Origin of the sequence: Wolbachia endosymbiont of Cardiocondyla obscurior, from assembly GCF_902713635.1 — a bacterium.
Classification (GTDB): Bacteria; Pseudomonadota; Alphaproteobacteria; order Rickettsiales; family Anaplasmataceae; genus Wolbachia; species Wolbachia pipientis.
The window spans coordinates 1-9,402 of sequence record NZ_CACTIU010000054.1; the positions used below are offsets into that span (position 1 = coordinate 1).

Annotated in this window: 9 protein-coding genes, 1 tRNA gene and 1 pseudogene; 5 read left to right on the forward strand and 6 right to left on the reverse strand. The window is 35.6% G+C overall.

All coding sequences use genetic code 11. The annotated features are described in order from the left end of the window. Positions 1-107: 107 nt before the first annotated feature. Positions 108-914: a DUF2163 domain-containing protein gene (locus tag WOCAOBSORBRA_RS04540; protein ID WP_010962809.1), complete on the forward strand. Its 807-nt coding sequence runs from the start codon at positions 108-110 to the stop codon at positions 912-914. Positions 915-945: 31 nt separating this feature from the next. Further along, a tRNA-Ser gene (locus tag WOCAOBSORBRA_RS04545) sits at positions 946-1,032 on the forward strand. 106 nt (positions 1,033-1,138) lie between these two features. On the opposite strand, the pseudogene WOCAOBSORBRA_RS06660 reads toward WOCAOBSORBRA_RS04545, so the two are convergent. After that, positions 1,139-2,065: pseudogene (locus tag WOCAOBSORBRA_RS06660) on the reverse strand (IS5 family transposase). A gap of 357 nt (positions 2,066-2,422) precedes the next feature. On the opposite strand from WOCAOBSORBRA_RS06660, the gene WOCAOBSORBRA_RS04560 reads away from it, so the two are divergent. The 3 genes from WOCAOBSORBRA_RS04560 to WOCAOBSORBRA_RS04570 are packed head-to-tail and all read left to right on the forward strand — an operon-like array spanning position 2,423 to position 5,827. Next, positions 2,423-3,532, forward strand: a complete 1,110-nt coding sequence (locus WOCAOBSORBRA_RS04560) for an outer membrane protein assembly factor BamB family protein (RefSeq protein WP_155969055.1) — start codon at positions 2,423-2,425, stop codon at positions 3,530-3,532. Next, complete coding sequence (gene lpdA, locus WOCAOBSORBRA_RS04565) at positions 3,525-4,904, forward strand: dihydrolipoyl dehydrogenase (protein WP_174516026.1); 1,380 nt, start codon at positions 3,525-3,527, stop codon at positions 4,902-4,904. The genes WOCAOBSORBRA_RS04560 and lpdA overlap by 8 nt, the downstream gene beginning before the upstream one ends. Before the next feature lie 2 nt (positions 4,905-4,906). Further along, a complete protein-coding gene (locus WOCAOBSORBRA_RS04570; protein WP_174516027.1) occupies positions 4,907-5,827 on the forward strand; it encodes a tyrosine recombinase XerC in 921 nt (306 codons plus the stop codon). Here WOCAOBSORBRA_RS04570 and WOCAOBSORBRA_RS06340 read toward each other — a convergent pair. From WOCAOBSORBRA_RS06340 to WOCAOBSORBRA_RS04590, 5 genes are all read right to left on the reverse strand, one after another. Beyond that, the gene (locus WOCAOBSORBRA_RS06340) at positions 5,824-6,198 is read right to left on the reverse strand and encodes a TomO hydrophobic C-terminal domain-containing protein (protein WP_246165630.1); all 375 of its coding nucleotides are present in this window, start codon (positions 6,196-6,198) and stop codon (positions 5,824-5,826) included. The two genes, WOCAOBSORBRA_RS04570 and WOCAOBSORBRA_RS06340, sit on opposite strands and share 4 nt — an antisense overlap. 87 nt (positions 6,199-6,285) lie before the next feature. Further along, on the reverse strand, positions 6,286-7,338 hold the full coding sequence (locus WOCAOBSORBRA_RS04575) for an ankyrin repeat domain-containing protein (protein WP_246165631.1): 1,053 nt from the start codon (positions 7,336-7,338) through the stop codon (positions 6,286-6,288). 89 nt (positions 7,339-7,427) lie between these two features. Then, positions 7,428-8,366: a thioredoxin-disulfide reductase gene (gene trxB / locus WOCAOBSORBRA_RS04580; protein WP_174516028.1), complete on the reverse strand. Its 939-nt coding sequence runs from the start codon at positions 8,364-8,366 to the stop codon at positions 7,428-7,430. Then, entirely contained in the window at positions 8,353-8,952 is a 600-nt protein-coding gene (locus WOCAOBSORBRA_RS04585; protein ID WP_174516029.1) for a peroxiredoxin, read from the reverse strand. Before WOCAOBSORBRA_RS04585 ends, trxB begins: the two co-directional genes overlap by 14 nt. Before the next feature lie 203 nt (positions 8,953-9,155). Continuing rightward, positions 9,156-9,323, reverse strand: a complete 168-nt coding sequence (locus tag WOCAOBSORBRA_RS04590; RefSeq protein WP_174516030.1) for a hypothetical protein — start codon at positions 9,321-9,323, stop codon at positions 9,156-9,158. Between the last annotated feature and the right edge of the window lie 79 nt (positions 9,324-9,402).

Sequence of the window (9,402 nt, forward strand, 5' to 3'; positions counted from 1 at the left end):
AATATACAGACTTACAACTTTTGGTTGGTAATACCATAATGGAAATTTATCATTCATTTTAGAAAATACTATACTTTCAAATTTAATCAATTAAGCAGGAGGCCCCTATGCAAACCACACTAAAAAATCATTTAGCTGGAGAATTACTTACCACTGCTACGTGCTGGAAATTAAAGCTCGCAGGTGGAGAAGTAATGGGATTCACTGACTATGATGAAGATTTAAATATTGATAATATACTCTATAAATCTTCAAGTGGATTTACAGCCAGTAGTATAATATTAAACAGCGATTTAAAAACTGATAATCTAGAAATTGAAGGGATATTAAATAGTGCTGATATTAAAGAAGAAGATGTTTTATCAGGAAAGTACGACTTTGCAAATATTGAAATATTTCTTGTGAATTATAAAGACTTGACCCAGGGAACAATGAATCTACATTCAGGAATTTTTGGTAAAGTGACATTAAGTAGTGGAAGATTTATTGTTGAAATTAGAGGGCTTTCAGCAAAGCTTGAGAGAAGCATAGCAGAATTATACTCTCCTGCATGCAGAGCACAATTTTGCGATGATAAATGTAAAGCCGATACTAAAAAATTTAGTAAAATAAGTACAATCACTAAAGTAATAGACGAAAGAAGATTTGAAGACACGAATTTAACTGAGAGTGATGAATATTATAAGCACGGAGTAGTAAAATTCTTTGGCTCAATAGCGTTTGAAGGTGTAGTAAAAGAATATAAAAATAAAGTAGTTACGTTGTTTACTTCGCCTCCATACCAAATTTTTGCTGGAGATAAATATTCAATACTCGCAGGTTGCGATAAAACATTTCCAACTTGCAGAAGCAAGTTTAACAATACTGTGAATTTTCGTGGTGAACCCTATATACCAGGTTTTTATATTGTTTAGCAGTACAATTTTCAATATTATGAATAAGCATGGAAAGGTGGCTGAGTGGTCTAAAGCACACGCTTGGAAAGCGTGCACATATGAAAATATGTCGGGGGTTCGAATCCCCCCTTTTCCGTATGTTACTTCTAGAATAGTATAAAACCCCCGGTCGCGCACACAACTGTACGAACATTGTAATATGGTACAATGTTACAACTATGCGGTGGTAATTTACGATAAATTCATGTAGCCATTTCAAATTTAGCCATACCAATGTCAGTAAATTGATTAAGCAAATAACACTTGAGTAGCAGTTCCTTCCCACGATTAATTTCAGATTTGTTCCGAAAATTAAACCCGAATGTTTGTTTCAGTCGCGAGAAAAAACTTTCTACATAAGATCTTTTTCCGTATTTTGTTTGCCTTTTCCACCTCTTCATTCCATCTTCGCTGTATGACTTTATTAGTCTAATTGCAGCATTTCTCTCTGCCATACTTTGGATGCTCTGCTGCATTGTTTTTTTGGAGGAATTTTTGTCTTTATGCCGCATTCATCACACAATTTATAGAGTTTATGTCTGTCATATGCTCTGTCTGCATATAGTGCTTTTATGGCATGCTGAAAATTAACTCCTTTAAGTAAATCGCAAGCTCCATAGTGATCAGACCGTTACTGTATTTTGCAGCTATGGCTTTTTTGCTGTTTATATTCAACATTACATGCAATTTTCTTGTCTGTTCATAGCCACGATATTTTCTATCAGCGCTATTTTCCTTGCTGTGTGTTGTTATAAATGCTGATGCTTGTGCTATCTATGGCAATTTCGATATCTTCCATATTATTTTTATCAATTCTGCAATCATTGATCTTAATATTAAGTTTTTTTTGAAGCTTGCGAATAGCTGATAACTGCCAAATCTCTTCCTATTTGTTGCAAATATCCTTTTATAAACCCGACTGTTTGTCTTAAGCCAATTCTAAAAAGATTAACGATTATATGCACTAAAATCACAACTTTATCACTATAAATATAGTTGCCGCCCTGCATTTTTGGACTATTTTCATACCAATTTTCGATAGCTTTATCGATGTAACGAAAAATATTTCCTCTTTTTTCTAGAAATTTGTTATATTCATGGCAGTTACTAACTCTCATTTTTTGTGGCATATTTTTTCTTCAACAGTTAAATAGCTATTTATAATGAATTTTGTCAGTAGCCACCAGATTTTTTCAGTTGCTATGCAACAAAGCTATCCCAGTGTCAAGCACTGGGATGACAGGAAAAGAGGCTATTTGGATGACATCTTTCTTCTTGGTATAAATTATTTTATATCTCAATGTTCATACAGCTATGCACGTTGCTGCATAGTAGATGAGGTGTACTACCTCTAAGAATATACATTATCTCACATAATAATATAATATTTCGTTCATAAATCAACGTTTTTAACATGCAGCAAGAACATTTCCGTTGTAATTAAGGTTCTTAAGATGTATATTAATGAATCTTGTTTTCAATAAATAATGAAAGTAATAATTGTCATGATAATGTTATTGTGTAGCAGTTACACAATGGCAAGCGAGAGAATAAGTCTAGTGGATAAAAAACTATCTCAAGGATATGTAGCTCCAGTGCTTATAGAAAATAGCGTTATTTTATCAGACAAGCACGGCGCTTTATATTCCTTTGATATTGATAACTCAAAGGCTATGAATTGGAAATTACACCTCTCACATAGGAAAAAAATTGGTAACATGAGCCTATCACATTATGAAAAAAATGTTTTCTTTATAGTGGATAACACTTTACACGCAATAGGCGCAAAAACTGGCAAGATTGAGTGGGAAAAAGAATTGAGAGCTCCAGTAAGAGGAAAAGCAGCAGTAATAAATAATAAATTGGTAGTATTGACTATTGATAATTATCTGTACGTGTTTGATATAAAAGATGGCAGCTCCGCTTGGGCTTATCAAAACGGTATCAATGAGGTTCGAGGTTTGTATTCCATATCGCCAACAATTTCTAACGATAAAATAATAGCACCATTTTCAAATGGTGAGTTAATAGCTTTTAATGAAGATGGTAAAAAATTGTGGAGCCAAAAATTGGCTACAAACCTTTTGGATACACAGCTCACAGATGTAACTACTACACCGAGAGTGCTTGGCGATACTTTAATAGCTACAAATAATTCTTATATTTATGGTATTGACGTAAAATCAGGAAATATTTTATGGTCAAAGTCACTGCAAGTAAAAAGTGTATCAGACATTGAGTCATATTATAGTCCTCTTATTCCTGCAGAGAAACAAAAAGAAGGCGGCAGAATTTTTATAGTTACTAAAGACGATAAAATAATTGGCCTGGATATAAAAAATGGAGAAACAGTCTGGGCATCTGATTTAATAGAAAATACGCAATTGTTTGCTCCAATTATGCATGCCCATACACTGTGGGTGACAAGCAATAAAGGTTCAATGTTTGCTTTTCCGGGATCTGAAAGTGCAGGAAAGGTAGTCAAAGTACCTGGTAATGTGTTTCACACTCCAGTGTTTACTCGCAATAAGATATATGTAACAACTGAGGGAAAAGGTGTTTATTCTTTAGAAAATAGGTTTGTTTTTTATGACTGATTATGATTTAATTGTTATAGGTGGTGGCCCAGGAGGCTATAAGTGTGCTATCGCTGCTGCAAAACTTGGATTGAAAGTTGCCTGCATAGATAAAAATAGCATTTTTGGTGGTACGTGCCTGCGGGTTGGGTGCATACCCTCCAAAGCATTGCTCCATTCTTCCTATCAGTATGCTCACACGAAAAATGATCTGTCGAAGCTTGGCATAAAAATTAAGGACGCAAGTTTCGATTTAAAAGAAATGCTAGGCTATAAGGACGCCAGAGTTCAGGAACTTGGAAAAGGTATAGAATATCTGTTTAACCTTCACAAAATCACTAAAATCAATGGGCTTGCTTCTTTTGACCAAGGTAATCTTGAAGTTTCAGTTGAAGGTAAGGTGCTGAAGACAAAAAATATAGTAATTGCAACCGGTTCTGACGTTATTTCTTTGCCAGGAATTAATATCGATGAGAAAGACATTATTTCTTCCACCGGTGCACTATCTTTAACTGAAGTACCAAAAAAACTTGTCGTAATCGGAGCTGGGGCAATAGGGCTTGAAATGTCTTCTGTATGGAGGAGGCTAGGGTCTGAAGTCACTGTAGTAGAATTTTTTGATAGAATCGCTGCAGCAATGGATGGAGAATTAAGTAAGTCTCTACTTTCTAGTCTACAAAAACAAGGAATAAAATTTTTACTTAGCACTAAAGTTGAGGAGATAAAACAAAGTAGTAATTCTTTGAGTGTGAAAGTTTGCTCTGTAAAAGATAATCAAACAAACACTATAGAGGCGGATAAGGTATTGGTGGCAGCAGGACGCAAACCATGCACTGAGAATCTTGGTATTGATGAAAAAATAGAAAAAGATAATCGCGGTTTCGTTCAAGTTAACAACAGATATGAAACTAATGTGAAAGGAATATTTGCTATTGGTGATGTGATCGGTGGAGCAATGCTTGCTCATAAAGCAGAGGAAGAAGGGGTAGCAGTTGCAGAGATAATCGTTGGGCAAGTACCTCACGTTGATTATGGAATCATACCATCTGTCATTTACACTCACCCTGCGGTTTCTTCGATTGGTAAAACCGAAGAGGAACTCAAAAATGCTGGCCGTAAGTACAAAGTTGGTAAATGTCAATTTGCTGCAAACGGCAGAGCAAAAATCACTGATGATGCTGAAGGATTCGTGAAAGTGCTGACTTGTAGCAGAGCAGATACAATACTAGGTGTGCATATCATAGGAGCATACGCTGACACGCTAATCAACGAAGCAGCGGTTGCAATGGCATATGGCGCAGCAGCAGAGGATATATACAGAATTTGTCACTCTCATCCTGATATAAATGAAGCCTTTCGAGATGCGTGCATCGATGCTTTCTTTAAAAAATAATTGTGGACCTCGGTTCAATCATTGAAAAATGGTATGAGTGGCTGAGGTGCAACAGATCTTATTCACCAAACACTTTAGAGTCATACATGAGGGACTTGAAGGATCTTATAAGTTTCCTAAATACTCACATTGGTGGAGAAGTAAATGTCGGCACTTTGGAAAAATTGAGCGTACCTGAGTTAAGAAGTTGGCTTACCTCTCGTTACGCAAGAGGTGTAAACGCAAGATCCAACACTCGAGCACTCTCAGTAATCAGAAATTTCTTCAAGTACATAAAAAATAACCACAATATAGACAATGAAGCTGTATTTTCCTTATCAAGGCCAATTCAGAGAAGAACTTTGCCCAAAGCATTATCAATACCTGATATAAAAACTTTATTGAAAGAAATGAAACTATCCGATCTGGGCGAATCTTGGGTGGTAAAAAGAGAAATTGCGATTATCGTCCTGCTATATAGTACAGGCTTAAGAATCAGTGAAGCGTTGAACCTTAGGGTTAGTGATATTAACAATGAAAGTTTAATAGTAACAGGTAAGGGAGATAAACAAAGGCAGGTATTCATTCTTCCGGTAGTAAAAAAGTGTATACAAGAATATGTAAAAGCCTGTCCTTACCTTGATGAAGCACAACATCTTTTTGTGGGAGTAAGAGGAAAAAAATTGGGAAGAACTTATGTGGCCAATCGTTTGCAAAAAATAAGGAGAATGTTAAATTTACCAGAAATTTTATCTCCACATGCATTTCGCCATAGTTTTGCTACTCATTTGCTTCAGGAAGATATTGACATAAGATCAATACAACAACTGCTTGGTCACTCAAGCCTGGAAACTACTCAAATTTACACTCACCTCAATTATCAAGATGTTTTTAACATGTACAAAAATTTTCAGCAGGGCCTGGAGAAGAAATCAAAACTTTAACTTCGTTCTAAACCACCAAGCTGAGTGCTTTCAACATCACTAAGTATTGTGTTTGCTTTGTATGAAAAGTAGCATCCAATTGTAAAAAAGGCAAATGCAGTTACAGCAAGTGGAATACATATTTCCAAATTAGGTATTGTTAAACATGCACCAACAGCAAACGCTCCAGACAACACAAAAGAAGCAGAAGCGTAGTTGCTTTGTTCTCTATCAGAAGAAATTGCTTGCGAGGGTTTTTCGTTTTTATTACTCAGACTTTTAGTACGGAGCAGTCTATTTTCTGATGAAAGCCTATCTCTTTCTTCCCTTACTTGTTTCAAATCTCTTTTTAATTGTGAAATTTCAACAGTGTCACTTGCTCTTCCATACACAATTCTATTAAGTCGAGTTACTTCACTATTTAGATCATTGATTTTTATTTTTTGAGCCGATTTTTCCTGCCTTAAATCTTTTTCTAATTATGAAATTTTGCTAGTTTTATTCGTTAGCTCTTGCTCTTTCTCTACAAGTTGAGCTTTTGTTCTTTCAAGCCCTTGTAAAAACTTCTCAAAATCTTCTGGTATATTATTCGTATTTGCAGGAAATTTTTCATTTAAATAATCTTTAATAGAGTTAACTGGATTATCAACACCCCCCAATGCAGCAGTAACAACTGCACGATTTATAAAACAATTATCTTCTACTAATTTTTTCACATCATCTAAATCTTTTCTATTAATAGTATCAGTTAATCGGCTCTGAATAGCTTGTTCAATTGTTTGCTTTAATTGTGCATACTGCTCGTAACTAAAATCTAGGTCTTTATGTTTTAAAAGTTTTGTCAATACTTCTTTTTCATCTTCTGTTATCGTTCGTAAACATAATCGAATAATTAAGCTAAGTGGTGTTTTTATTCTTCCATCTTGGGTTCTTCTCCAGCAATTAGGATGAAGCTCTTGATTCAATAGTGTTTTCGCTTGGCAAATATTTCCGCTAGAAAGAGCAGCTAATAATTCTTTTCCTTTCTGTGCTTTTTGTATTTCTATTATCAAATGCCCAGCACGATTTTGTCTAGCACATTCCTCAGGATTTTGATGGTTTTTATTGGTTAGATAAGTGTTTATGTTTGGATGACTTAGTAAGAGTTGTAAAGTTTTCTTTTGTTGAAAGCACATTGCTAGATGCAAAACTGTATTGTTATTATTTTGTTCAGAAATATTAACATCTATGCTCCGGTGCAGTAGGAGCAACCTAATCATATTCTGATATTCTTTTTCTGTTTCAGAGCCTGCAGACAAATTAGTAACTATGGACATCAAAGGTGTCATGCCTTCTTTATCAAACGCATTAACATCCGCACCCTCTGCCAGAGCTTCTTTAAAATCTTCTAGATTTCCATCATCAATAGCCTTAAATAGCTGTTTTTTTGATTCACTTAGCTGTCTTGAAGTTGTCGGATTTCGAGCTTGCGATGCCGTGTTATCACCACCTCCATAAGCTCTATAATATGCTACACCGTTTCTATAAGGCATACTAAACCCTCTTTATTAATGATTTACTAATATAATTATGTAAAAGAAAAGGAAAATTGCAAGCAATTTATCTAAAATCCTAGAATTAACTACGACTCCAAAAACTTTTCTGCATCAAGCGCAGCCATGCATCCTGTTCCTGCTGCAACTACTGCTTGACGATATACCTTATCTTGAACATCACCTGCAGCAAACACTCCTGCCCTACTAGTTAAAGTTGTTCCAGGTTTTGTAATGATGTAACCCTGCTCATCCATTTCAACAAAGCCTTTAAAAATACCCGCATTTGGTGCATGCCCGATTGCAATGAACACTCCATCCACTTTTAATTCTTGGGTTTCTGCTGATTTAATCGCAATACCAGCAACCCTTTTTGGATTTTCTTCTCCAAGAATCTGCTCTACGGTATGGTTCCACATTACTTTTATTTTATCATTTTTAAAGAGCCTATCTTGCATTACTTTTTCCGCTCTTAATTTATCACGCCTGTGTATTAATATCACTTCTTTGGCAAATCGAGTTAAAAATATTGCTTCTTCAACAGCAGTGTTTCCACCACCAATCACAGCTACAACTTTATTCCTAAAAAATGCACCATCGCAAGTCGCACAAGCTGAAACCCCATAACCCTGAAATTTCTTTTCACTTTCTAAACCAAGCCACTTCGCTTGCGCACCAGATGCAATGATAATTGCATCTGAATAGTAGTCATTGATATTACCAGAAGATCTAAATCTATACTCATTAAAGTCCTCAAGTTGTTCAACGCTTTTTATCTCATCATCTATTATTTTTGCTCCAACCTTTTCTGCATGCAACCTCATTTGCTCCATTAGTTCTGGACCCTGTATTGAAACAAAACCAGGATAGTTTTCAACATCTGTAGTAATTGTAAGCTGACCACCAGGCTGCATTCCCGTTACTACAATTGGCTCTAAGTTTGCACGTGCTGCATATATAGCAGCAGCATAACCCGCTGCCCCAGATCCAATAATAAGAACTTTTGTACTAAATTTATAATTCTTCACTGTATGAGTTTAGATAATCAGCTACTCCTTCATCGCTTGCCTGCATTGCTGGCTTACCTTTTTTCCACCCTGCTGGACACACCTCACCATGCTCTTCATTATGTTTAATTGCATCAACGATTCTAACGAATTCATCGATATTACGCCCTAAAGGCAAATCATTTATCGATTGATGACGTACAATAAATTTATCATCAATAACGAAAGTTGCTCTCAGCGCAATTGAGTCATCATATAAGACCCCATAGTCTCTTGATATAGACTTTTTGATATCAGACACTAAAGTGTAGCTAATCTCTCCAATACCACCATCATTAACTGGAGTGTTTCGCCATTTATAATGTGAAAATTTTGAATCTACACTTATTCCTATCACTTCAACACCACGCTTTGCAAACTCATTTATTCTATTATTGAGCGATATCAGTTCAGTTGGGCAAACAAAAGTAAAATCAAGTGGATAGAAAAAAAGGACAGCATACTTATTTTTTATGTGTTTACTCAGACAAAAATCATCAACAATTTCTCCGCTGGAGAGAACAGATGAAGCAGTAAAATCGATAGCAGATTTTGTTACAAGATTCATAATTAACCTATTCTTTTAAAATAACTTTAATTTTACATCTTGATAAACTTATATGCAAGTTTTCTTTGGTTTTAGTCCTATAAAAACTTCCTAAAATAGCTCTTCTTTTTTACCGATAAGATACAATCCAGGTTGGAATACTGAGTGGGTGAGTATAAAATTCTACGTCATGCCACCGCTAACCGTCATACCGCCACGGTATCTCAGCCGCTCACAAGTAGCGGGATGACGAGCTTATCGTCATGCCACCGCGAACCGTCATACCGCCACGAACCGTCATACCGCGATTCATTCGCGGTATCTCTAGATCCCGCTAACAAGTAGCGGGATGACGGTTGTCGTTTAGCTATAAATGTTAAAAAATTTACCAAACGAAAAAAAAGGCAAAAGAAGCCCCGTGGTTGGCTAATTACTTACATTATACTTTCAAGTATGGCGTTTTTTTATTCT